The organism is Flectobacillus longus, from assembly GCF_030056705.1.
In the GTDB taxonomy this organism is placed as follows: Bacteria; Bacteroidota; Bacteroidia; order Cytophagales; family Spirosomataceae; genus Flectobacillus; species Flectobacillus longus.
The window spans coordinates 180965-207372 of the sequence record NZ_JASHIC010000014.1 but is presented as its reverse complement, the minus strand read 5'-3'; the positions used below and the strand labels follow the sequence as shown (position 1 = coordinate 207372).

Here is a 26408-nt window from a genome sequence, read left to right as displayed (position 1 = left end):
TATTATATCTTTGCTGAGTACGTAGTACATAAAAAGGTTGCTTTGGTATGGTTCGCAAAACAAATATCAGCAACCTTTTTTATTTCTTAAGCAAGTCTAGCAAAAGTCAAGATGACTTCTATGTCTAGAACTTCACATTCAAGCTTGCTTGGAAGGTAGTTCCTAGCTGGCTAAACTGCGAACCATCGTAAGTAACATTTGAATAACGACCATTAAAAGTAATCAAATTGTATTGATCAAAATACTTCTGAGAAGGTACATTATTACTTGCGTCGTAACGAGTTCTAACTCCAGTTTTCAAGTCGATAAAATCCCACTTTGGCATTACATTCAAGATATTGTTTACATTGAAATTAAATGTAATATCTTTTGAAAGTGGTAACGAAATCGCCAAATCTGTCAAAACTGCTGGAACGAATTCGGTATCGGTATTTGCATCTAAACCATTTTGGTGGAAGTGCGTTGTACCAAACAACGTATTATTCAAATTAATATTGATTCCTTTTACCGTATAATCCAAACCTAAGATTGTTTTATATTTTGGTCTAGATTGGAACAATAACGCATCCTGTGTTCTATCAAATACAGACTTACCTGCATCTGCAATTAACTTAGTATTTGTAATAGAAGTGTACTTATTTTCAAATGTATAGTTACCTGCCAAGTTCACTGCCAATTTACCAGAACCAAATTCGATATTACGTAATGAAACCACATAGTCTAAACCAGATGTAACTGTATTCAAGGCATTTGAGAAGAAACTTACTGCTACAATACCATTTTTCACCAAAATTTGATCTAGAGCTGTATTACCACTGGCAGTACCAGCAATTTCCGAACCTAAAACAATACGGTCTTTTACTACGATATTGTAATAGTCGAGAGTAACACTTAGATTTTTGTTTGGCTTATAACCTAATCCAACAGTAAAGTTGGTTGATTTTTCAGGTGTCAATTTTGGCACACCCAAAGCAAATGCTTGTGGGGATACGTTGTTTACAATACCTTTTGTTTGGATACCTTGCCCAGGCACAAAACTAGCTTGCGCTTGTTGTTGATAGATTTGGTGCAATAATGGAGCACGGAAACCAGTCGAGAATGAGCCACGAAGCGTTATTTTATCATCATTGAATTTATAACGAGAGCTTAATTTATAAACTGTAGCATCACCAAAATCGCTATAACGTTCTTGACGTAAAGTACCATTGATTAGGAAATCTTTAGTAATATCATATCCTAAATCGATATATCCCCCAAAGTTAAAACGTGAAAATGTACCTGCATTATTTGGTGTTGTACCAGGAAATGAATCAGCCCCAGAACCAACATAAGATGAAGTATCACCCGCATATACGGTGAATTGTTCCATACGAAATTCCGAACCAAAGGCAAAACTCAATTTATCAGAAAGTTGTTTCGAAACGTCAATGTTTCCTACATTATGCGTGAATTCATATCCACCTGGCTTAAAGTAAATTGGAGAATTTTTACCTAGACTTCTGTTACGGGTATTCGAAACGGTATATAATTGCTTATTACCTCCAGTGGTGAAACTCAAATCTGTACTCCAACCGTTATTATCGCTTTTTACGCCAACTGTTGCATTATAATCATTCAAATCCCCTTGAAAGGTAGGCACATAACCCATATAGGTTTGTCCAGCAGGTGTCAACAAACCATCGTCAGTAGTTCTCCAATAGGGAGTACGATAGTTAGCAAATGAGTTTACTTTTTTGTAAACATAAGCTGCATTAAAATACAATTGAGATTTTTCTGTTAACGGAATACCACTATTAATCAAGAACTTAGCAGCGGTATTTTCAGGCTGACCATTGATATTACCTGCATCTGGTTTTTGAGCCAAAAAGCTTTTTACCGTTGCCAAAGGCGCATCAAAACCTAAGTTTGCATCTGCCTCAGCTTCTGCACTTACCATACCGGGACGGTTGGCCAATGTTGTACGATTAAATTCGATAGTATAATTAACATATCCTTTTTCACCAAAAGAAGCGCCATTGTTTACGGCAAAACTCAAGCTGTTGCCATCACCTTTATGCGTCGTACCCACGCTCAATGTTGCTGAACCATATTCAAATTTATCTTTCAGAATAATGTTCATTACCCCTGCAATGGCATCAGAACCATATTGTGCTGAAGCTCCATCACGCAAGATTTCTACACGTTTGATAGCTTGTTGAGGAATAGCAGCAATATCAGCACCACTTTCTCCACGACCAGGAGATGTTTGGATATACATCAATGCCGAAGTGTTTTTACGTTTACCATTAATCAAAATCAAGGTACGGCTTGGTCCCATATTACGAATCTCGTAAGGGTCAAGCAAAGACGTCGCATCGTTTACAGGTGTACTTACGGTGTTGAATGAAGGCACACGATATTGTAAAGCCTTATCAAATGAAGTTTGCCCTGTTGTTTTCAACTCTTGTGCCGACAAAATATCAATCGGTAAAGGAGTATCAGTCGCTGTGCGTTGAGAAGCACGGCTACCAACAACAATTACTTCTGCTAATTGATCTGTAGAAGGTTCTAAACTTACATCTTCAGTAACATCCGAAGCTGAAATCGTAATAGATTTAGTTACTGAGCCATACCCAACAAATGAGTATCTAACCTGTGTTGTTCCTTTACTGAGCTTAAGTACATATTCACCACCCGAACTTGTGGTTGTTCCAATAGCTTTGCCCACAACTGATACAGTTACACCCTGCATTGGGGTATTGGTTTTGGCATCCTTTACGATACCTTTTAGGCTGAATTGTGCCATTACGGCATTCGTCAACAGCAGAGCAAACAAAAGAGTAAAGAGTCTTTTAGTCATGTTAATAGTTAATTTATGATTATGGTACGAATGATAAATGATTCAAAAAGAATATAGGTCATTGAGTAACAGGAGCGCTGTTACGAGTTTTTAGTATTGAAAAAACTAAAAATAAGAGTCCGTAAGCTTCAATAATTGAAGCTTGATTATCCAAAGTTTTCAACAAGAAATTCACCTAGCCCAAAGCCAGAGTCGAAAAAATAGTATTTAATATCATTGATGGAAATCAATGAACAGGAACCGAAAAACGGAATTCGATTATATTAGAGATAAGAATTGAGAAAGATAAAAGTTAACTTGCCAAAAGTTTAATGACCGAATAAATACACCGCAATGCAGTTGGAGAGAAACAAAACTCCTAATCTGGAATACAACATGGTTTTGTACTCATTTGGAGCTAATTGAGTTGTTAGTAAAGCGTTTATCATATAATTTAGAAAAGGTTATATTAAAGAGAATATTAAGTGTTTATTAATATTCTTTTGCAATTACGTAAAATTTCAGAATATTAATCAAGCAAATCAGTAAAAAATTACTGCAAAAATTTCGTGGAATGTTCCAAACAACCAAATAATCTAAATTATTATCTGGTATATCCAAATTAAAGTTCATTTATTCGGCATTTTTTAGTTTTTTATGTTATAAACATTGGTTTTTTGCAAAAAAAACTTAATTTTATTTGGATTAATCAATGAACTATAAAATAATTAAGCATTTATACTTAAAAGTTCAATAAGCTTTTAATCAAAAACAATTTTCCAACTTAATCCTAGAAACTTATGCTAAGTCGAGTTGCTAATTCTATCTATTGGATGAATCGCTACATTGAGCGTGCCGACAATTATGCTCGTTTTATTTCTGTAAACTTCAACTTGGCGCTTGACTTGCCTCCTAATGTACCTGAACAGTGGGAACCCTTAATCATTGCTACTGCCGACCATTTTATTTTTAAGGAGCATTATGACGAACCTACTCGTGAAAATATTCTCTATTTCATGACTTTTGATGTTCGTAATCCCAACTCTATTCTTTCGTGTTTGCTCAATGCCCGTGAAAATGCCAGAACTATTCGTGAGAGTATTTCAAAAGAAATGTGGGAATATGTCAATCAGATTTATTGGACTGTCAAAAATGCTACACACGAAAGTAAATCTTGGGAACTATCTCAGTATCAAGGATTTTTAGAAAATATCAAAACTGGCAGCCAACTGTTTTACGGAATTGTCGATTCGACCATTACTCGTGGTGAGGGTTGGCATTTTGGTCGCTTAGGTCGCTTGATTGAACGTACAGATAAAACTACCCGTTTTTTAGATGTAAAATATTTTACACTATTGCCAAGTATCGAGTCTATTGGTTCGCCTCTCGACTTAATGTTATGGTCGGCGGTACTCCGTTCTGTAAGTGCTTATAATATGTTCCGTCAGCAATATCCTGTGATGCACCCAACGGGCATTGTAGAGTTTTTGCTGTTGGATAAACGCTTTCCTCGTTCGGTGATGCACTGTTTACGTCAGGCAGAGTTGTCTTTGTACGAAATCTCGGGGACGTCGGTAACCAACGGGTACTCTAACGATGCCGAAAAAGCTATCAGTAAATTACGCTCAGAGGTTGAATTTACTGAAATTGAAGATATTTTTGAAATAGGTTTGCATCAATACCTAGATGAATTTCAGACCAAAAACAATGGTGTTGGTCGTGCAATTTTCGAAACCTATTTCGACTTAAAGCCCGTTGTGAGCGAATAATACAACCGAGTATTAGTGCTTAGTCTCAAGTTTGTTTATCTTTGTCATGCTTTTAAAGGAATGGTTTCATATTATATATCTGTAAATCAACAAAATACCTTACTATTTACTCAAAGTAGCCATAGGGTTTTGGAGTTACACTTTGTATTTGTAGACTAAATCATAGAGTTATTGAACTCAGAATGTTTGGTTTTAACCATTTGATTCATTATCAAAACCTTAACCTCATCGTTCTGTATTTAATTTTGATAATATCCATTCGGAGGCTTTTGAGGAAAACTTGAGACATATTTAACCACAAAACATTTGTTACAGAAAGTTGTAACAATGTTTATCACTACAAATCAAATGACATACTGTTTAGGAATTAAAGTCCGAGGCGGCCTAGTGGCCATTGCTGATACAAGAATCACTGCGGGAACAGAAATGTACTCAAATAAGAAGGTATCAGTACATGAGGTTGGAAAACACTCTTTGTTCATCATGACAGCGGGTCTGCGCTCGGTACGTGACAAATCTATTACCTACTTTAATAGAATGACCGAAGAACAAGGTGTAACTTTCGACTACATGTTCGAAGCAGTAAATGCTTTTGGAGATATGTTGCGAAAGGTAGCCAAGGAAGACAAAGAAATGTTGAAGTCTGAAGGTTATAATTTCAATCTTCATTCTATCATTGGTGGACAGATGTCTAAAGATGATGAACATAAATTGTTTTTGGTTTTTCCAGAAGGAAACTGGATTGAAATTAATGAAGGACTTCGCTTCCAGATTATCGGTAACTCTAATTACGGCAAGCCATTGTTGAACCGTGGTCTTAACTACGAAACATCATTGGAAGATGCTATAAAATTAGGCTTTTTGTCATTTGATGCCACTCAAGTTAGTGCAACAGATGTCGATTACCCGATTGATGTAATTGTATATCAAAAAAATAGCTTCCATTTAATCGAACATCGTCTTGAGAAAGAGGAAATGGAAAGTATCAGTAAGCAATGGACAAGCTTATTAAAAGAATCGATGGGTAATCTTAACGATACTTGGGTTCAAAATATCATGGACAAATCCTTGATTTCGCAAGAGTAATAAAACCATTTCATAGAATAAATGTTGTGAAAGAGTAAAATACTTGAATCTGGTCTTTCTTGTATTTTACTCTTTTCTTGCTCAATATCCCCACTAAATTATTGTCGATTTTCATCAAACAATCTTATGAAACTAGCGATTAGCCACACTTTGCTGTATGATTATAATAATGAAGTTCGACTTGAACCACACTACCTGTATCTACATCCCAAGCAAGGTCCATATCTAAAGGTTGAACAGTATTCTTTACAAATCTCGCCAACGCCAGACTTTATCTCGAAAAACGTCGACTCTGCTGATAATATCCAGCATATTGTATTTTTTAATAGCAGTACTCGCCAACTTAGCATCCAAGCTAAGTCTGTTATTGAAGTCACTGAGTTTAATCCTTATTCATTTATCTATCATCCATTTGAGTCGAGTCGATTACCTATCAAATATGCCAACGATTTGAATGATTCCTTACAGTCGTATTTGAATCGAAAAGGTGTAACCACGTTTGTCGACCAAACGGCTCGTCAAATTGCAGCAAGTGTAAATTGGGACACAAGTAGTTTTCTTTCTGAGCTCAACAAATTTATCCACTCCTTTGCCTATGAAATTCGTGAAGAAGGCGAGGCATATTCTCCCGAAAAAACGCTATTAGAACGTAGAGGTTCTTGTCGTGACTATTCGGTATTGTTTATGTCCATGTGTAGAGCCTTGGGAATTGCGTCTAAATTTGTGAGTGGATATTACTTTAGTGACCCCAATCAACCTCAATATCTTCATGCTTGGGTCAATGTTTATTTGCCTGGCGGTGGCTGGAGAGGTTATGATCCTACACAAAACTGTTTGGTTTCGGGACGCCATATTCCTTTAGCTACTTCTGCTATGCCCGCCCTAATTTCGCCAATCCATGGTACTTTTAGAGGTAGTGCCCAATCTGTATTCAATGCAGAAGTTTCTGTAAGAAAAATAGAAGAGTAATAATAATCACCCAATTCATGCAAGAGTTTATTTATTTGAATGATGCCTTTGTAAAGGCTGAAGATGCCAAAATTCATGTCTCAGACCTAGCGTTAGTAAGAGGGTATGGAATTTTTGATTTTTTTAGAGCTATTGATGGCAAAGCCATTTTCTTGGAAGACCATTTAGATCGTTTTGAAAACTCAGCTCGATTGATGGGACTTCCTATTCCTGCCACTCGTGATCAGCTTCGAGCTATTATCTTAGAAAGTATTCAACGTCATCCTCTTCCCTTGTTGGGTATCAAAATGATATTGACAGGCGGTTTTTCTTCGGATGGCTATCTTCCTGCTGAAGCTTCTAATCTTATTGTTACTGCCAAACCTTTTGAATTTAAGAACCCCGATAAAGGCATGAAACTCTTGAGTTTGGAGTACAAGCGAGAGATTCCTGAGATAAAGACGCTTAATTATATCGTTCCTATTAGAATTCAACCACAGTTGAGGGCTCAACAAGCAGACGATGTCTTGTATCATCAAAATGGCATTATTTCTGAGTCTTCAAGAAGCAACATCTTTATCGTAAAAGACAATATCATTGCGACGCCAAAAGATGGAGCCTTGTTTGGTGTAACCCGAAAACATATCATTAAGTTGGCTTCTCGATTTTATACTGTCGAAGAAAGAGATGTCAGTTTTGAAGAATATCTACAGGCCAACGAAGTATTTACGACAGGAAGCACTAAACGTATTGTTCCTATTGCCCAAACCGATGAAATTGTTTTTAATAATGGACAAACTGGACCAGTAACAAAACATTTACAAGAATTATTTTTAGCTTACGAAAAGCAAAATGGATAAAACAAATCAGCGCACTTGGAAATAGATTTTCAAGTGCGTTCTGTTTTTAAGTGCATCTATATCCCCTCATATTTACACCTGTAGTAATATGTCTCTACAATCAGCCCTTTGAGCGAATAGTTACTAAAATATTTATATTCTAAGCTAAATATTACTTATTTAGGTATAAAATTCAACAAACCTTTTGTGTAATTTATGAAAAATACCCTTCTATTACTTTTTTCATTGTTAGGTGCATCTGTGACACAAGCGCAACAACCATTGCTTTTGCGTCATCCAAGTATCAACAACGATGGCTCTGTGGTAGCATTCTCGTACCAAGGTGACATCTGGACAGTTCCAAGTACTGGCGGACAAGCTAATCGTCTAACCATTCATGAGGCTTACGAGAGTAATCCAACATTTAGTCCAGACGGTAAACAAATTGCTTTTTCTGGTGCAAGATTTGGCAACAATGATATTTTTGTAATGCCTACCACTGGCGGAATGCCAAAACGTTTGACTTTCCACTCAAGTCAAGACAATATTGCTAGCTGGACACAAGCAGATAAAATTCTATTTTCTACTTCTCGCGAGTTTCGCCAAATCGAACGACCCTCTGAAGTGTATTCTATATCACCTAAAGGAGGTACTGAATCAAGAATGCTAGATGTTCTTGGATTTGAGCCAATCGTTTCGCCCGACGAACGCTTTGTGGCTTTAGTTCGTGGCGACATCAACCCTGTGGCGCGTCAGGCGTACACTGGTAGCTCAAATCGTGAAATCTGGATTTTTGACACAAAATCAAAAAGCTATAACAAACTTCCTTTGTTTGCTACTAACGACGTAATGCCTCAATGGGGAAAAAATAATACACTTTATTTCCTGAGCAGTATTGATGGAGCATACAACCTTTATCAATTAAAAATTTCGAACGACGGTAAAGCAGAAGGAACCCCTAAAAAGTTGACTAACTTCAAGGATGAATCTATTCGTCACATCAATATCTCTACAGACGGCAATACCATTGTTTTTGAACAAGATATGAATCTTTACATCTACAAAGTGGCAAATGGTTCTATCCAAAAAATCAACGTAACTATCAATGCCGATGATAGATTTGATGCCTCCGAAAGTAAAACTTTTACTTCTGGCATTGAAGATTTCAAGGTATCGCCCAATGGCAAATTATTGGCTTATGGGATCCGTGGGGAGATTTTTGTCAAAGAAGCTGATAAAGAAAAAGTTCGTAGTATCAACGTTTCTTCACATGCCTTCCGTGATGTTGAACCAGCTTGGTTAAACGACTCTACCTTACTTTTCACAAGTGACCGAACTGGTGGCAACTTCGAAATGTTCATGGTACAGTCAGCAGATGCTTCAGAAAAGAATATCTTCAAAACATTGAAGCATAAAATTACACAGTTGACCACTACTCCAGACGACGAGTCTAATTTAGTAGTGTCGAACGACGGTAAAAAAATTGCTTATGTACGCGGTAGAGGCAAATTTGTAGTAGCCGATATTAGTGCAGATGGAAAATTGAGTAATGAAAAAGTTATCAATGATAGCTGGGCATCACCAAACGACATCGCTTGGAGTCCTGATAACAAGTATTTGGCGTACAGCCTAACTGACTTGTATTATAATCAAGAAATTTTCATCAAGGCTTCCGACAATACAGGCAAAGCAGTAAACGTAACGATGCACCCACGCCGTGATTCTCGTCCTTTCTGGAGTGGCGACGGTTCAAAATTGGGCTTTGTTTCCGAACGTAGCTCTGGTCGCAGTGCAGACGTATGGTTTGTTTGGTTGAAAAAAGAAGATTGGGAAAAAGAGGCGCAAGACTGGCAGGAAAAAGATTCAGCTCCTGCTGAAGGTGCTACTGGAAAGTCAGATAAAAAAGAAAAAGGTGTTAAACCAATCGTAATCGACTTCGATGGCATTCACAACCGTGTAGTTCAGGTGACCAACTTTCCTGGCTCAGAATCTGATTTTGTTATTTCAAAAGACGGCGAAACATTTTATTATGTAACCAATAGTAGCTCGGCAAAAGGTCGTGACTTATACAGTATCAAATGGGATGGTAAAGATTTGAAGGAAATCACAAAAGGTGGTAGCAACCCTGGTGGTTTGTATTTGGATAAAGAAGGAAAGTATATCTATTATAGCCGTATGGGCGGTTTTGGTGGCGGAGGTTTAGCTCGTATCGATACCAAAGCAGGTGTACCTGAATCATTGCCAGTAAGTGCCAAAATGAAAGTAGACTATACTGGCGAGCGCACTCAGGTATTTGAAGAAGCGTGGCGTACCATTCGTGATGGTTTTTATGATCCACAATTCCATGGAAATAACTGGGCGAAATTGCACGATAAATACAAAGAGCGTTGTATCAATGCAAGTACTTCAAATGACTTTAGAGATATGTTCAATTTGTTATTGGGTGAACTAAACTCTAGCCACATGGGCTTAACGGCGCCAGAACGTGCTGAAACGCAAAGGGAAACTACTGGTTTGTTAGGTACAGAGCTAACACCTACTGCAAATGGTATGAAAGTGTCGCACGTAGTACCAGAAACACCTGTTACAAAGTCAAAAAGCATCATTAACGAAGGTGAAACAATTGTAGCAATTAACGGACAGTCTGTTGGTCAATCTGACAATTTCTATGAACTGTTGAATGGTTTGGCTAATGAAAAAGTAATCGTTTCAGTAAATGATGCAACAGGAAAAACTCGTGAAGTTATTGTTCGTTTGACCAATAGCATCAGTAACAACCTATACAATGAGTGGGTTGAAAATCGTAAAAAACTTGTCGATAAATTATCAAACGGTCGTTTGGGTTATATCCACATCAAAAGCATGGACTTCCCTAGCTTTGAGGTAGTTGAACGTGAATTTACTGCAGCAGGATATGGTAAAGACGGTATCGTAATAGATGTACGTTACAATGGTGGTGGTTCAACAACAGACTATTTAATGACGATTTTGAACTACAAGCAACATGCTTACACGATTCCGAGAGGAGCAAGTGAAAATCTAGAAAAAGATAAATTGAAATTCCGTGAATATTACCCAATTGGAGAGCGTTTGGTTTATGCCGCTTGGACAAAACCTTCAATTGCTTTGTGTAATGAAGGAAGTTATTCAAATGCTGAGATTTTCTCACATGCCTACAAATCTTTAGGAATTGGTAAATTAGTAGGGCTGCCTACAAACGGTTCTGTAATTTCAACAGGTGGAAAATCATTGATGGACGGCTCATTTGTTCGTCTTCCTGGTCGTGGTTGGTACACAAAAACTACAGACAAAAATCAAGAGCTCGGTCCTGCAATACCTGATGTTGTTGTAGAAAACGAACCAGAATGGATTTCGAAAGGTACAGATAATCAATTAAAAGTAGCTGTTGAAATATTATTAAAAGATATTAATTCAGCAAAAAAATAATTGAACAATTATCATATAATAAAAGGGCTTCTGATTTGTTTCGGAAGCCCTTTTTCGTATTTTTAGGCAACCGAGAACGTTTAATTATTTTATTTCGCAAAACCGTGACTTATTATCTTGTTCAACGTTTATAGGTAGACAAATTTATTTTAAAATCAAACTTATTACCGCTATGGGACTTATGTCTTTCTTTAAGGGTGTTGGTGAAAAAATTTTCGGAAACAACACTCAAGTAGAGCCTGCTAAAGCTGCCGAAGTAGAACCATTAAGAGCTAGTGCTCTATTGGCACACGTCAAACAATTAGGTCTAGCCTACAATTCTCTTACCATTCGTACAAACGGCGATACAGTATCTATCGTTGGCGAAGTTGCTAAACAAGAAGATGCAGAGAAAATTGCATTAGCTGTGGGTAATGTTGAAGGCGTTAAAGTCGTTGACAATCAATTGACTGTTGCCGAACCAGAAGAAGAAGCACAATATCACGAAGTAGTAAAAGGTGATACTTTGTCAAAAATTGCACAACACTACTACGGCGATATGATGAAATATCCTGTGATTTTCGAAGCAAATAAACCTATGTTAAAAGACCCAAATCTGATTTATCCAGGTCAATTGCTTAGAATTCCACCATTGAAATAAAAAATAAGTCATCCCTAATTTTAAGATTGGGGTTATTCTCCAAGTTTTCATCAAAAAGCGGTCGGAAAATATTTTCCGACCGCTTTTTGATGCTACTATGCTAGATTCTACTCAGCTTAAGACGCAATCATTGCGTCTCTACTGCCAGAATACAAATTTTAAATTAATCATTCATTCAATCACTAAATTAGGGATGACTCATGTTTAATTAGCAAATCGACGAGTTTCTATTCCTTGTGCATCTACTTTACATCTAAATATATGCCCGCTCATAGGATAAGTTAATAGTTCATGCTCATCCAAACCTTCTCTGGCAGTTGTAATAATCAATTCATTAAAATTGGGACCTATCCAGTTACAAGAAGTTACATTCGGAACAGGGAGCCTTATTTCGGCTAACTCATCGCCTGTTCTTGTATCAATACAAGCAACCCGAAAACCACCCCAAAATGCTACCCATAAATTACCATTTGCATCAATACACATCCCGTCTGGAAGTTCATCACGATTACGAGACTGATAGATTACCTTTTCTTTCGTCAAGACTAAAGCATTTTGCTCATCTATTTCAAATCTTCTAATATTTCTTTTAAGTGAATCAATAAAGAAAAAGTATTGCCCATCTTGACTCCACGCCATACCGTTCGAAATCCCTAATTTTGACATCAAGTGTATTTGCTCTCCAGTAGCCGAAATACAGTACAAATTTCCTTCATTTCGTTGATTTTCTATTTGCATTGTACCTACCCATAATCGCCCTTTGAGGTCTATTTGCCCATCGTTACACCTATTATAAGTTAGATGAGCTTCCATAGGTCTCCACAACTCCAAGTAGCTGGTTTTGACATCATACCAACATAAACTTCCTTGTAAACCCAAAAGTAACTTGTAAGGTGTGTTGGTTAACGCCACCATACCAACACGCGTTGAAATAGCGTTAAAATGATGAATTTGCGTATCTAAACAATACCAATTAATCGTTCGTCCCTCAATATCAACCCAATAAATCGCATTGGTTGACGAACACCATACGGGACCTTCTCCCAATCGACAACTCGATTCCAACAGCAATTCCGCTCGATATACTTTTTCCATAGTCAGTTCGGTTTCTCTATTTGTTTTCGGTACAAGAATAGATATATACAATAATAGTTTTTTTCATAAGCTATTTCGTCAAAAATCACAGATATTTTTCAGATACAATATTCTTATTTCTTACCAGATGTTAATCTAAGTAAAACTACCTGTAAAAATACTATAGCCTACTTAATTTTATACAAACATCAATCTTGTAAAAATACAATTAGTTATATGGAGAGAAAAATCATCGAAAATTCGCACTATTTTCCATAATATATTCTTTTTTTGAAGCCAATGCTAAATAAAAATAGCTGTAAATACATACAATTATCCAAACACTTTCCTGCTACAAGTAGTTACTTAAAATACTGGATATCAATACATTTTTGAGAATATAAACAGTAAATAAAATCTAGGAAAAATCATATTTTATTTTTTTATAGAAATTTGCACCGTTTTTGTTCTTTTTATGTTAAAAAATTAGAAAGCCCTTATATTTAAAAATTAAGGCATAATTTAATAGACCATTATAAAGAAAAAATATAAAGAGAACAAGAAATTAATTATTATTTGAAAGGAATTGTGCAATTTTAAGATTATTTTTTTGTTACCTATTCGAATAAGTATAATATAACTAACGAGATAATTTTTTTTGTGAGAAATGCGTAAAAAATTAAAGAGTGCTGCCAACTATTCAGATGTTGTTTTGATTGGGGCAGGCGTTATGAGTGCGACGCTCGGGGTGTTGTTAAAAGAACTACAACCTGATTTAAAAATTACTATTTTCGAGCGTCTTGATTTGATTGCAGGAGAAAGTTCAGAAGCTTGGAACAATGCAGGTACAGGTCATGCTGCTTTATGTGAGCTGAATTATACTCCCGAAAAACCAGATGGTAGTGTAGATGGATCTAAGGCTTTAAAAATTTATGATTCATTTCAAATGTCTCGCCAATTCTGGGCATATCTAGTTGAACAAAATATTCTTTCTCCAGAGGATTTCATTCAATCCGTTCCTCACATGAGCTTTGTTCATGGAGAAAAAAATGTTGACTATCTACGTAAACGTTACGATTTATTAACACAATATCATGTCTTCAAAGACATGTCTTATACAGAGAACCCCGAAGAAATTAAGAATTGGATTCCTTTGGTAATGGAAGGTCGCGATGTGAATCAACCCGTGGCGGCTACTTACACCGATGCTGGAACTGATGTTAACTTCGGAAATTTAACTCGTATGTTATTCGATCACTTGAAAAACATGGACGGGGTTAAAATTCGTTTGAAGCATGAAGTAACTGATTTAGAGCAATTAGAAGACGGAAACTGGTGTATTACTTTAGATAACCTTGCTACCAAAAAGCGTAACAAAAAGAAAATCTACGCAAGTTTTGTGTTTGTTGGTGCTGGTGGTGGTGCTTTGCCTTTGCTAGAGAAATCTAAAATTGAGGAAGGTAAAGGTTTTGGAGGTTTCCCAGTAAGTGGACAATGGTTAAAGTGTAACAATCCTGAAGTTGTAGAACGCCACAATGCGAAAGTATATGGTAAGGCTGCGGTAGGTGCTCCTCCGATGTCTGTTCCACATTTAGACTCTCGTATGATTGATGGTCAAAAAGAACTCCTTTTTGGTCCTTATGCAGGCTTTACGACTCGCTTCTTGAAAGAAGGTTCATTGTTAGACTTACCTTCTTCTATCAAGTTGAGTAATATCGTGCCAATGATGCAAGCAGGTTTACAAAATATTGACCTCACTAAATATTTGATTGAACAAGTAAGACAATCACCAGAAGATCGCTTAGAGGCATTGAAAGAATACTTCCCAAATGCACGCATGGAAGATTGGGAATTGTTAGTAGCTGGGCAACGTGTCCAAGTAATCAAGAAAGACCCTGTAAAAGGTGGAGTACTAGAATTTGGTACCGAAATTGTAGCCGCATCTGATGGATCAATTGCTGCATTATTGGGAGCCTCTCCAGGTGCTTCTACAGCCGTTGACATTATGTTGAAATTATTGGAACGTTGTTTCAACGAAGAATATCATACTGAAGAATGGCAAAGTAAATTGAAAGCGATGATTCCTTCATTTGGTCAATCTTTAATTACCAACGATGAATTATTTAATCAAATCAATCACTGGACAAATGATGTGCTTGGCCTTAAATCTGCTGAATTAGCTTAATATTAGATACTATTTCTCACAAAAAAGACTTTCCTGTATGCAGGAAAGTCTTTTTTGTTTTATTATAGCTAAACCATAAACTCAAGAATTGATATAAAACAAAAAAGCCTAACTCATTGAGTTAGGCTTTGTCGGGATGGCAGGATTCGAACCTACGACCTCCTGCTCCCAAAGCAGGCGCGATACCGGACTACGCTACATCCCGAATTTTCTATATTAACAATTACATTAAATAGAAAAGTATTTTTGTTAAAAGATTCACGCTTCTGTGCATCTTATTCTCAGGTGTGATTCCGTCAGGATTCGAACCTGAGACCTACTGCTTAGAAGGCAGTTGCTCTATCCAGCTGAGCTACGGAACCGGAATAAAAAAGGATTCTGATTCCAGACAGAACTGAAAACTCACTAAAGTCAATTTCCAAAATCCTAAATTATGGTCGGGATGGCAGGATTCGAACCTACGACCTCCTGCTCCCAAAGCAGGCGCGATACCGGACTACGCTACATCCCGAATTTTTGACCATTCCACCTTGAAAGTGGCGGAGAGAGAGGGATTCGAACCCTCGGTACCGTTACCAGTACGACAGTTTAGCAAACTGTTCCTTTCGGCCTCTCAGGCATCTCTCCTTAACACTTAAAGCATCTCGTTAGACACCTCCCTTGTGTTTAGGTGATGCAAAGGTACGGTTTTTTTTGTTTAAGATGCAAGTCGAAAATGAAAAAAAAATGCTTTTTGTTGAAAGTTTTTCGCAATACATACCATACAATTCTGATTAACAATTACTTAAAACAACCATTACAAAAGTACTTTTTTTGAAAGTTTTTTTATCCAAAAACCACTTCTACTCGATTTTTAGGGCATTTTCAAATTTCTTTAAGATTTAACATTCCAATCTAAAAGTTTATCGTCTACGTATATTAAAAAAATAATCCATAAAAACTTTGAATTGCCTACAACATGAAAAAATCATTCCCAACTATTATACTTTGTGGAGTATTTGCCAGTATTTTTTTGAGCGCTTGTTTAAAAAATTCTGAAGCAGAACCTCTAGAAATCTTTAGAGTTTCAACTCTCTTCGTTTCTAATGCTGAAACGACAGTCAACGCAAAAAATTTACAATTATTCAAACCTGCAGACTCAACAATACTGATTCCTAGGCTTGAGCTAAATAATGGGGCGCAAGATGGTAACGGTATTTTATTCGTTGCTAGTAAGAATTTTTTATTCCAAATTAGTCGAGCACAGAAAAGTATCAGGCTTTACACCAACGCTTCTTCCCTATTTGAAGCCTCATTACCCAACAATATCATTATTGACTCTACCCTATCGAGCGGACGAGAAATAGCCTATGATGCGACAAATGACGCCCTATTTGTCGCAAACAATACAGATAGTACAATTAGAGTCTATGAAAAAGTTTCTACCTTAAATGGAAAATATGTGGGAAAAAAACTTAAACTGAGTGGCGAGCCATGGGGAATTACCTACGATAAAAACAACAACAGACTATTTGTCGTAATGGATAAAAATGCCCTCCGAATAGAAATATATAATAATCCTTCTGGTATAGAAGCTGGGAAAGTTACCGCCAGCCTCAGATTTTTTATAAATGGTTATAAAATCAATGGTACAACAGCACGATTGCATGGAATCGCCTATTCATCACAAAGGGATATGCTTTTTGTAACAGAGATTGGAAATGCTTCAGGTGCGAATTTTGATAAAGATGGTGGAATTTATATCATAGAGAAAGTAGCAAAAATAACCAATAACAGCTCTATTCTTGCCAACAGAGCTATCTATGGCGCAAATACAGGCTTAGGCAATCCAGTAGACATTGCTATTGATGATCGGAATATAAAAGGGTTTATTTATGTTGCAGAAAAAGCCAATAAAAAGATTCTAGTCTTCGGATTTGGCGATAATGGAAATGTCACTCCTATTCGAGGATATACTTCAACCTTTTCGCCTGAAGCTATTGATATTGATTATTGAGATTGCAGTGGTAAAACAGCTAATTATCAAGCGTGAGTCATCCCGAATTTAGCGATTTAGTGATTGAACGAGTAAGTGATTATGTAAAAATTTGTATTCAGTCAATAGAGACGCAATGATTGCGTCTTGAGCCAAGTCATATCCAGCATATTAGCATTAAAAAAGCGGTCGAAAATAATTTTCGACCGCTTTTTTGATACTAATATACTGGTGAATTGTAGAATCAAAAGATAATCATTCATTCTATCAATCACAATTCACTCAATCGGAGATGAATCATTACACAACTGAGAAGGTAGATACCGCTTTCGCTTCAAGAATAGAAGAACCTTGAAGGTAAATATCTGCTTGACGAGCTGCTTCACGACCTTCAGAGATAGCCCAAACTACCAATGACTGACCACGACGCATATCTCCTGCTGCAAATACTTTATCTACAGAAGTTTTGTAATTAGTTGCTTTTACATTTCCTCTTTCGTCAAATTCAAGTCCTTTTTCTTCTAATTGCGATAAAAGACCTTCACGTTGAGGATGCAAGAAACCTGCTGCGATAAGAGCTAATTCACAAGGAATTTCACGTTCATTGGTATGAACTTGTTGAGCTTTACCATCCACAACTTCCATCGCGATGTCAGCTATTTTAATACCTTTCAAATTACCATTTGCATCACCAACATATTCTTTCACCGCAATTGACCAGTGACGATCTGCGCCTTCTTCATGAGATGTAGAAGTACGCAACATCATCGGCCAGTTTGGCCAAGGAGTTTGTGTAGCACGCTCAGCAGGAGGCATTGGCATTACCTCTACTTGAGTAACAGATTTTGCTTTGTGACGGTTTGAAGTACCAACACAGTCAGAACCCGTGTCACCACCACCAATTACCACAACATTTTTGTCTGTAGCTAACAACTCACCATTTGCATAAGCAGCACCACGGTGATCGAATTTACGATCGATACCAGCCACACGCTTATTTTGTTGTGACAAGAACTCCATAGCAGGGTAAATTCCTTTCAAGTCAGAACCTGGGATAGGTAACATTCTTGGAACTGTCGAACCACCAGCCAACATAATCAAGTCAAAGTCTTCTAACAACTCATCACCTTTGATGTCAACACCAATATTTGTTGATGTTTTGAAAACGATACCTTCTTCTTTCATTACCTCAACACGACGCTGCACTACCCATTTCTCTAATTTGAAATCAGGAATACCATAGCGCAAAAGTCCACCAGCTTCGTCAGCACGCTCAAATACAGTAACTGAGTGACCAGCTTTGTTTAATTGAACCGCAGAAGCCAAACCAGCAGGACCTGAACCGATAACAGCTACTTTTTTACCTGTTCTCTTTGTTGGTACATTGGGTTTTACTAAGCCATTTCCAAAAGCATATTCAATAATCGATTTCTCGATATATTCGATCGTTACTGGAGGCTTATTGATACCTAATACACAAGCAGATTCGCAAGGTGCAGGACAGATACGACCTGTAAACTCAGGGAAGTTGTTGGTAGAAGATAAAATTTCGTAAGCATAAGCCCAGTTTTGGTCATATACTGCATCGTTAAATTCTGGAATAATGTTGCCTAGCGGACAGCCATTATGACAGAAAGGAACGCCACAGTCCATACAACGACTAGCTTGTTCTTTTACTTTATCTGTTGTAAAATCAATATCTATTTCTTTGTAATCGCCAACACGCTCAGCGACTGGTCTTTTCTTTGGAGTTTCTCTTGTTACCTCTAAAAATCCGGTTGGTTTTCCCATTGTCTTAATTTGAAAATTTTAGGATTTAAAAGTCTGAAAATATTCATAGAATACTTTCAGACTCTCAAAATGGATTAGTGAGCAATTTCAACTTGGATGTCTTTGTAAACCACATCTTTATTTTCAAGAACCTCTGCAACTGTAACATTACGAGAAGCAAGTGCTTTTTTGAAGTCTTGTGGCATTACTTTAACAAATTGTGCAAGTGATTCAGACCAGTTATCTAAGATTCCCTTAGCTACATCTGAGTTAGTGTATTGCAAGTGTTGTTCAACATATAGTTTTAGGATTGCCTCATCTTCTTGAGTCAATTCTTCGATAGCTACCATTTCAGGGTTTACTTTAGAAGCAAAATCACCTTTAGCATTCAACACATACGCTACACCACCTGACATACCTGCTCCGAAGTTACGACCAGTATCGCCCAAAATCACGACCAATCCACCAGTCATATATTCGCAACCGTGGTCACCGATACCTTCTACCACTACTTTAGCACCAGAGTTACGTACGCAGAAACGCTCACCAGCCATACCACGTAAATAAGCTTCGCCTGAAGTAGCACCATAGAATGATACGTTACCTACTACTGAGTTTTCAGAAGGATTGAATGGCGCTTTCTTGTTTGGATAAACAATCAATTTTGCCCCACAAAGACCTTTACCGATGTAATCGTTAGCATCACCTTCTAATTCAAATGTAATACCATTCACAGAGAATGCTCCGAACGACTGACCAGCAGTACCTGTAAACTTGATATGAATTGTATCATTTGGTAAACCTTTCGCCCCATATACTTTCGTAATTTCGTTTGAAAGCATTGTACCAATTGTACGGTTTACGTTGATTACTTCGAATTCACCGTAAACTTTCTCTTGATTTTCAATGGCTGGTTTAGCAACTTTCAATAAATCCCAGTCTACTTGTACATCCAAACCGTGATCTTGTTCTTCTTGTTTGTACAAGGCAACATCTAATGACATTGGTTGCTTGAACAAGATTGGAGAAAGGTCTAAATGTTTGTATTTCCAGTGTTGGATATTTTCTTTCATTTCTAGGCGATCCACTTGACCTACCATTTCATTCACGGTACGGAAGCCAAGTTCAGCCATTACTTCACGGAATTCTTGAGCCAAGAAGTAGAATAAATTCACCACGTGGTCAGGATCTCCTGTGTACATAGCACGCAAACGAGGATCTTGAGTAGCAACCCCTACTGGGCAAGTATTCAAGTGGCATTTACGCATCATGATACAACCAGCAGTTACAAGAGCCGCTGTAGCTACACCCCACTCTTCAGCACCTAACAAGGCTGCAATAGCAATATCACGACCTGTTTTGATTTGACCATCCGTTTGTACAGTCACACGACCACGCAATTTGTTACGAACCAATGTTTGGTGAGTTTCAGCCAAACCAAGTTCCCAAGGCAAACCAGCGTGACGGATAGAAGAAAGTGGCGAAGCACCAGTACCTCCATCGTGACCTGCAATCAAGATATGGTCAGCGTGTGCCTTAGCAACACCCGCAGCGATTGTACCTACACCTGCCTCTGATACCAATTTCACAGAGATACGAGCAGCACGGTTTGCATTTTTAAGGTCAAAAATCAACTGTGCTAAGTCCTCAATTGAATAAATATCGTGGTGAGGAGGAGGCGAAATCAAACCTACACCTGGCGTTGAGTGACGAGTTTTACCAATCCAGTCATCTACTTTGTGACCTGGCAACTGACCACCTTCACCTGGCTTAGCGCCTTGAGCCATTTTGATTTGTAGCTCTTGTGCGTTTGTCAAATAGTGAGCAGTTACACCAAAACGACCAGATGCTACTTGCTTGATAGCAGAGTTCATCGAGTCACCGTTTGCCATTGGCTCAAAACGGATTGGGTCTTCACCACCTTCACCTGTATTTGATTTACCACCAATACGGTTCATGGCAATAGCCAAGGTAGTGTGAGCTTCGTAAGAAATAGATCCGAACGACATAGCTCCTGTAGCAAAACGCTTGAAGATATTTTCGATTGGCTCAACCTCTTCGATTGGCACTGGAGTACCTTTCTTGAATTTCAACAATCCACGAAGCGTCATCGCTTTCTCAGTCTGATCATCAACAATCTTCGAGTACTTCTTAAACAACTGATAGTTGTTTGTTTTAGTAGATTGTTGTAATAAGTGGATTGTTTCAGGGTTAAACAAGTGAGCTTCACCACGGTGTTTCCATTGGTACACACCACCTACTTCTAGTTTTGGATTAGCTACTGGTTGTTCAGGATACCCATTTGTATGTTTGATTAGGGCTTCTTTTTGGATTCCTTCCAAATCGATACCACCAATACGAGATACAGCTCCAGAGAAATATTTATCAACTACTTCTTTTGCCAAACCAACGATTTCGAAGATTTGAGCACCTTGGTAAGATTGAAGTGTTGAAATACCCATTTTAGAGAAGATTTTCAACAACTCACCATTTACAGCTTTGATGTAGTTTTGTTGTAATTTTTCGTAAGGGTAATCTACTTGCAAAATACCTTTGTCTTTCATACCACGAATGGTTTCGAAAGCCATGTATGGGTTTACTGCCGAAGCACCAAAACCAATCAAAGTAGCAAAGTGATGTGTTTCCCAAACGTCACCAGCCTCAACGATAAGACCAACTTGTGCACGTTTGCCTTTACGAATCAAATGATGATGAACCGCTGCTGTAGCCAACAAAGATGGAATTGGCGCGTGTGAGCTATCCACACCACGGTCGGTCAACAACAAGATTGCGTAGCCATCATCCACTGCATCTTCGGCATATTGACAAATTCTATCCAATGCACGTTTCAATTGTCCTTTCTCGCCATTAGCTCTGAAAGTTGTATGAATCGATTTAGTATGGAAGTTTTTGTGGTCAATCCAACGAATTTTCTCAATCTCAGCATTGGTTAATACTGGTTGACGAATTTCGATTTGACGACAGTGTTCTGGTGTTTCTTTCAACAAGTTTTTCAAACCACCAATATCCGACAACAATGACATTACCGTACGTTCACGGATAGGGTCAATTGGAGGGTTGGTTACTTGAGCAAACAATTGTTTGAAATAATATGATAAATGTTGCGCTTGGTCAGACAAAATCGCCAATGGAGTATCTACACCCATTGAGCCTAATGCCTCTTTACCAGTCTCAATCATCTGTGACAATACTACACGAAGATCTTCAGTAGTGAAGCCAAATACTTGTTGACGCAACAATAATTCTCTTTCGAATGGAGCACGGTATTCGGCACCAGCAGCAGGAAGGTCTTCAACTTTGATTTTGTTGGCCTTCAACCACTCTCCGTAAGGTTGTTGTTTACAGATTTTTTCTTTCAATTCATCGTCAGGAATGATACGGCCTTGCTCCATATCAACGATGAACATTTTACCTGGCTGTAAACGACCTTTTTTGATAACAGTCGATTGGTCAATATCCAATACACCTGCCTCAGAAGCCATGATTACGAAATCGTCGCTAGTTACCCAGAAACGAGATGGACGTAAACCGTTACGGTCAAGTGTTGCACCAATGATTTTACCATCTGTGAAAGAAATTGAAGCTGGACCATCCCAAGGCTCCATTAACGCAGCGTGGTATTCGTAAAAATCACGTTTGTAATCTTCAATCTGCTCGTTGCCATCCCATGCTTCAGGAATCAACATCATCATTACGTGAGGTAATGAACGACCAGACAATGTTAACAATTCTACTGCATTGTCAAGAACAGCCGAATCAGACTGACCTAATTGACAAACTGGCAAAATCATTTCCATTTCTTCTTTGCTAAACAAATCAGACTGAAACAACGCTGATTGTGCCTGCATCCAAGAAGAGTTACCTTTTACAGTATTAATTTCACCATTGTGCCCCATGTAGCGGAATGGCTGAGCCAAACGCCATTCTGGGAATGTATTTGTAGAGAAACGAGAGTGAACAATTGCCAAAGCAGAAGTAAACTCATCACGACGCAAATCATCAAAATAGCCAGGTACTTGCATTGTAGTCAACATACCTTTGTAAATGATAGTGCGAGCCGAAAGCGAAGCATAGTAGAATTTACCTTCTACAGCTTTCACCGTTTCGTTGATTACTCTTGCAGTGTACTGACGGAAAACATATAATTTGCGCTCAAATGTCAATTCATCTTGATCGGTTGGACGTTTGATGAATAATTGTTCCATTTGAGGCTCAGTATTTCCAGATTCAGCACCTTGAATTTCAGAATTGTCGCAAGGGACAATACGATAACCCAAAATTTCCAGACCTAACTTTCTAGCCTTTCGTGCAATGATTTCCTTACACTCGTTACGAGTAGTCTCATCTTTAGGAAAGAAAACCATACCGACGCCATAATCTAAGGCGGCCGGCAAATCGATGCCAAGTTTTGTACACTCTTCAAGGAAGAATTCGTGAGGAATTTGTACTAAAATACCAGCACCGTCACCAGAATTAGGGTCGCAGCCACAAGCTCCACGGTGGTCCATGCGAATAAGCATTTGAATTGCATCAGCCACTACTTTGTGTGACTTTCTACCTTTCATGTTCGCTACGAAACCGATACCACAAGCATCATGTTCGAATTCCTTGCGATACAACCCTTGATTATCAAAGTTAGTCATGGTAATGGGGTTTGTTTTTTTAAGTTTAAAATTTAACCTGTTCTAGGTAGCCTTTATTTATTATAGTGGTATTATTATCCTTCTTCTTTTGAAAAGTTGTAAATATTTTAGATGGTTTATTGACAAAATCAAAATTATTTCGTAAAATATTCTCCGACCTTTCTTTGTGATTATGGCTATATATACTTCACTCTATTTCGCTTTTACAAAGATATACAAAAAATTATTTGGATAAAATAGCATTTTGCCGAATAATCATCTGTATTGAACAAAATCAAGTTTTTGCAAAAAATATTCTTAGTTAGATACAATTCACAAACGTATAAGTATTTTTACAAAAACACGATTTTACAATACCTATTTGTATCAATTTAGCAGAATTACCCTTGTTTACACTTCAAATACAAACCTATTTTATAAATTTTTACAAAAAAATAACACAAAATAGTCATTTTTTAAACATATACATTTTTATAAAAAAAACCTTCTTTTTTTTTCAAAGAATACCATTAAATCCACTTTTTTAGGCTGATTTTGATGTTTTTTCATACCTAAAATTTAATCTACAAATCATATAGATTAAATGATTTTTTATCTTCAAAATAAACAATCAGTTGATTTTTATTACCTATAATAAATTCTGGAATTATTCAATATAAAAGGTCAGTGTTTTGTAACTTAATACGAATTGACACTAATGATGAAGTGAAAAAAATGAATCGCTAAAAACTGGAATAACAAGTACTTATCAGAAAAAATACCTAAACAGTAGCAACCTTTCGAGTGTACGTACTGTCGTATAGTTGAATTGTTTTTGTATCCAACAAATTACTTGTAATTTACACAAACTCTTCGAATATTACAATCGCTTACCTTACATTATCATTATTCCTAGTCTTATTTAACTCGAAACTACAACAACTTATGAAGAAAGCTTTACTATGTGTTTTTTTACTGTTGGGATACTTACAAGGGCGAGCAACTCACATTGTGGGAGGAGATATTGATCTGCAACGAATAAATGACCAAGGTTTCACTCACAAACTCTCTTTGAATCTATATTTTGATGCAATCAACGGACAACCTGGAGCACTAGATCAAACTGTCACTTTGGGTTTTTTCAGAAAAAAAGATAATATAATGATGGGATATGTTGTTGTGCCGATGGCCTCTAACGTACAGATTCCCTACACCAATCCTGATTGTTCTGAATATGGCAACGTTAGAACTAAACTTATCAAATATTCTACTTTAGTGACACTATTATCTGTCAATTTCGATGACCCTGAAGGGTATTACATCGTATGGGATAGGTGTTGTAGAAATGATGTAATATCAAATATTATAAACCCTGGACGTACTTCCTCGCTTTTCTATACAGAGTTTCCTGCTATTTCTGCCAATAATAGAGAGTTTATTAATTCAACACCAAAATTCAAAGACTTATCAGGCGACTATATTTGTATCAATAGACCATTTAATTTTGATTTTAGCGCTACAGATGCAGACGGAGACAGTCTAGTATATAGTATCGTAAGTCCACTTGCTGGATTTAGCTCTGTACAATCTCCTAACCCACAATTTCCAACAGGAAGTTTTAATTACCCTCATGTTACGTGGGCATCTGGGTACTCAAATAGTAATGCTATTCCGGGTAATCCTGCCTTGAGTGTCAATAATCGTACAGGGCGCTTATCGGTTACTGCTAATCAATTGGGATTATTTGTTTTTTCGGTCAAAGTGGAGGAATACAGGGCGGGAAAAAGAATAGGTTATGCGCTACGAGATTTTCAATTGAAGGTAGTTGACTGCCCCGTGAATAATGCTCCTATTAGTTTTGCTAAATTAAAAGGAAGTTTAACTAAAATAGGAAAAGATGAAATTGTAAGAATACCAAATACACAAAAAAATGCCTGTTTTGAGCTATTTTTTACTGACCCTAATCCTTACACGCAAATTCGTTTAAAAGTTGTCGGGCAAAATTTTACTGATAAGAGCTTTGCAAATATTCCTATAGCCTACAATATTTTGTCAAAAGCTGATACCTTAAAAGTAGAGATTTGTCTGGATGAGTGTTCACAAAGTTTTGATGGGAAACCCTTAGTCTTTCAAATATTCACAAGTGATAATGGTTGTCCGCAATCCTTGAGTGATACGCTCACAGTCAAAGTGTACCGTCAACCTCGTGATAATAGTAAACCTGTGATTAGCACCGATGCTATCAGTAAAACATTGACTGCTTCCATTAACTCAACTCTTTCGTATAATATCTTCGGTAAAGATGTTGATGTAGACTCATTAACTCTACGAGCAGTAGGGCGAGGTTTTACATTGTCACAAGCAGGTATTACCTTCAATGGTGGTACGGGTGTCGGAAATGTCCAGTCGCCTTTTACATGGAAACCACTTTGTGACCAGATTCGAACGACTGATTATTTGGTCGACTTTATAGTTTCGGATAGATATTGTAATAGAAGTAAAAGTGATACCTTAACGATTGCCTTTAAGCCCACTCCTATCGTTTCGAACAAACCGCACGTGAGCACAACCTTAAAAGACCAAAATATTACGGTTGTATTGGATGGGGAAAATGCTACACCATTAAATTTTGATGTGAATGCAAAAGATCCTGACAGCGACCCTATCCAGCTTTATGGTATTGGACAAGGATTTAATTTGGGAAGTGTTGGGATTATCTGGAGTAATAAAAATGGGATAGCCTCACTTACTTCACCATTTCAATGGAATCTTTCTTGCGAATTATTAGGTCAGGAAAAAGAAAAAACATTCGTTATCAATTTCGTAACAGAGGATAATTCGTGCAGTCCCATGCGTTTTGATACGACCAAAGTCACGGTTTTAGTCAAAAACAAAGAAACAGCCTATACATTTACGCCGCCTAACGTCATTACGCCTAATGGGGATGGTAAAAATGATTCGTTTACGATTACAAATCTTCCAGAAAACTCATGCTTTGACAAATTTGAATATATTCAAGTATTTAATCGTTGGGGACAACAAGTGTATCAGTCTTATGATAGAAAATTTGAGTGGTTTGCCGATGAAATCGTAAGTGGGGATTATTATTACCTTTTAAAATTTACACGGCAAAATTTCAAAGGTTGGATAAGTGTATTAAAATGAGGTATCTATTAGCGGCATTCGAATAACAATTTCGAATGCCGTTATTTTT

The 26408-nt window shown here is 37.3% G+C and carries 13 protein-coding genes and 4 tRNA genes; 9 read left to right on the top strand and 8 right to left on the bottom strand.

The window, feature by feature from the left end:
* Positions 1-124: 124 nt before the first annotated feature.
* On the bottom strand, positions 125-2839 hold the full coding sequence (locus QM491_RS12215) for a TonB-dependent receptor (protein WP_283327771.1): 2715 nt from the start codon (positions 2837-2839) through the stop codon (positions 125-127).
* Between the two features lie 779 nt (positions 2840-3618).
* Between QM491_RS12215 and QM491_RS12210 the strand changes: the two genes are divergently transcribed.
* The 6 genes from QM491_RS12210 to lysM all read left to right on the top strand — a co-directional run bounded on the left by QM491_RS12210 (position 3619) and on the right by lysM (position 11547).
* Positions 3619-4587, top strand: a complete 969-nt coding sequence (locus QM491_RS12210; RefSeq protein WP_283327770.1) for an alpha-E domain-containing protein — start codon at positions 3619-3621, stop codon at positions 4585-4587.
* Positions 4588-4935: 348 nt separating this feature from the next.
* Entirely contained in the window at positions 4936-5673 is a 738-nt protein-coding gene (locus QM491_RS12205) for a proteasome-type protease (protein ID WP_283327769.1), read from the top strand.
* 126 nt (positions 5674-5799) lie between these two features.
* The gene (locus QM491_RS12200) at positions 5800-6642 is read left to right on the top strand and encodes a transglutaminase family protein (RefSeq protein ID WP_283327768.1); all 843 of its coding nucleotides are present in this window, start codon (positions 5800-5802) and stop codon (positions 6640-6642) included.
* A gap of 17 nt (positions 6643-6659) precedes the next feature.
* Positions 6660-7481, top strand: coding sequence for an aminotransferase class IV (locus tag QM491_RS12195; RefSeq protein ID WP_283327767.1), 822 nt, complete (start codon positions 6660-6662; stop codon positions 7479-7481).
* 195 nt (positions 7482-7676) lie between these two features.
* On the top strand, positions 7677-10907 hold the full coding sequence (locus tag QM491_RS12190; RefSeq protein ID WP_283327766.1) for a S41 family peptidase: 3231 nt from the start codon (positions 7677-7679) through the stop codon (positions 10905-10907).
* A 172-nt stretch (positions 10908-11079) separates the two neighbouring features.
* Positions 11080-11547: a peptidoglycan-binding protein LysM gene (gene lysM, locus QM491_RS12185; protein ID WP_283327765.1), complete on the top strand. Its 468-nt coding sequence runs from the start codon at positions 11080-11082 to the stop codon at positions 11545-11547.
* 204 nt (positions 11548-11751) lie between these two features.
* Here lysM and QM491_RS12180 read toward each other — a convergent pair whose 3' ends face one another.
* Complete coding sequence (locus tag QM491_RS12180; RefSeq protein ID WP_283327764.1) at positions 11752-12642, bottom strand: SMP-30/gluconolactonase/LRE family protein; 891 nt, start codon at positions 12640-12642, stop codon at positions 11752-11754.
* A gap of 646 nt (positions 12643-13288) precedes the next feature.
* Between QM491_RS12180 and QM491_RS12175 the strand changes: the two genes are divergently transcribed.
* Positions 13289-14806: a malate:quinone oxidoreductase gene (locus tag QM491_RS12175; protein WP_283327763.1), complete on the top strand. Its 1518-nt coding sequence runs from the start codon at positions 13289-13291 to the stop codon at positions 14804-14806.
* A gap of 131 nt (positions 14807-14937) precedes the next feature.
* Here the strand turns inward: QM491_RS12175 and QM491_RS12170 are convergent.
* The 4 genes from QM491_RS12170 to QM491_RS12155 all read right to left on the bottom strand — a co-directional run bounded on the left by QM491_RS12170 (position 14938) and on the right by QM491_RS12155 (position 15433).
* Positions 14938-15011, bottom strand: a tRNA-Pro gene (locus QM491_RS12170).
* Between the two features lie 83 nt (positions 15012-15094).
* Positions 15095-15168 (bottom strand) — tRNA-Arg (locus QM491_RS12165).
* A 72-nt stretch (positions 15169-15240) separates the two neighbouring features.
* Positions 15241-15317: transfer RNA gene (locus tag QM491_RS12160), tRNA-Pro, on the bottom strand.
* A 26-nt stretch (positions 15318-15343) separates the two neighbouring features.
* A tRNA-Ser gene (locus QM491_RS12155) sits at positions 15344-15433 on the bottom strand.
* A 331-nt stretch (positions 15434-15764) separates the two neighbouring features.
* On the opposite strand from QM491_RS12155, the gene QM491_RS12150 reads away from it, so the two are divergent.
* The gene (locus tag QM491_RS12150; protein WP_283327762.1) at positions 15765-16802 is read left to right on the top strand and encodes an NHL repeat-containing protein; all 1038 of its coding nucleotides are present in this window, start codon (positions 15765-15767) and stop codon (positions 16800-16802) included.
* 279 nt (positions 16803-17081) lie between these two features.
* On the opposite strand, the gene QM491_RS12145 is transcribed toward QM491_RS12150, so the two are convergent.
* Positions 17082-18572 carry a glutamate synthase subunit beta gene (locus QM491_RS12145; RefSeq protein ID WP_283327761.1) on the bottom strand — a complete coding sequence of 497 codons (1491 nt, stop codon included), beginning with the start codon at positions 18570-18572 and terminating at the stop codon, positions 17082-17084.
* Positions 18573-18646: 74 nt separating this feature from the next.
* On the bottom strand, positions 18647-23215 hold the full coding sequence (gltB, locus tag QM491_RS12140; protein WP_283327760.1) for a glutamate synthase large subunit: 4569 nt from the start codon (positions 23213-23215) through the stop codon (positions 18647-18649).
* A gap of 924 nt (positions 23216-24139) precedes the next feature.
* Between gltB and QM491_RS12135 the strand changes: the two genes are divergently transcribed.
* Complete coding sequence (locus QM491_RS12135) at positions 24140-26359, top strand: T9SS type B sorting domain-containing protein (RefSeq protein WP_283327759.1); 2220 nt, start codon at positions 24140-24142, stop codon at positions 26357-26359.
* Positions 26360-26408: the final 49 nt, after the last annotated feature.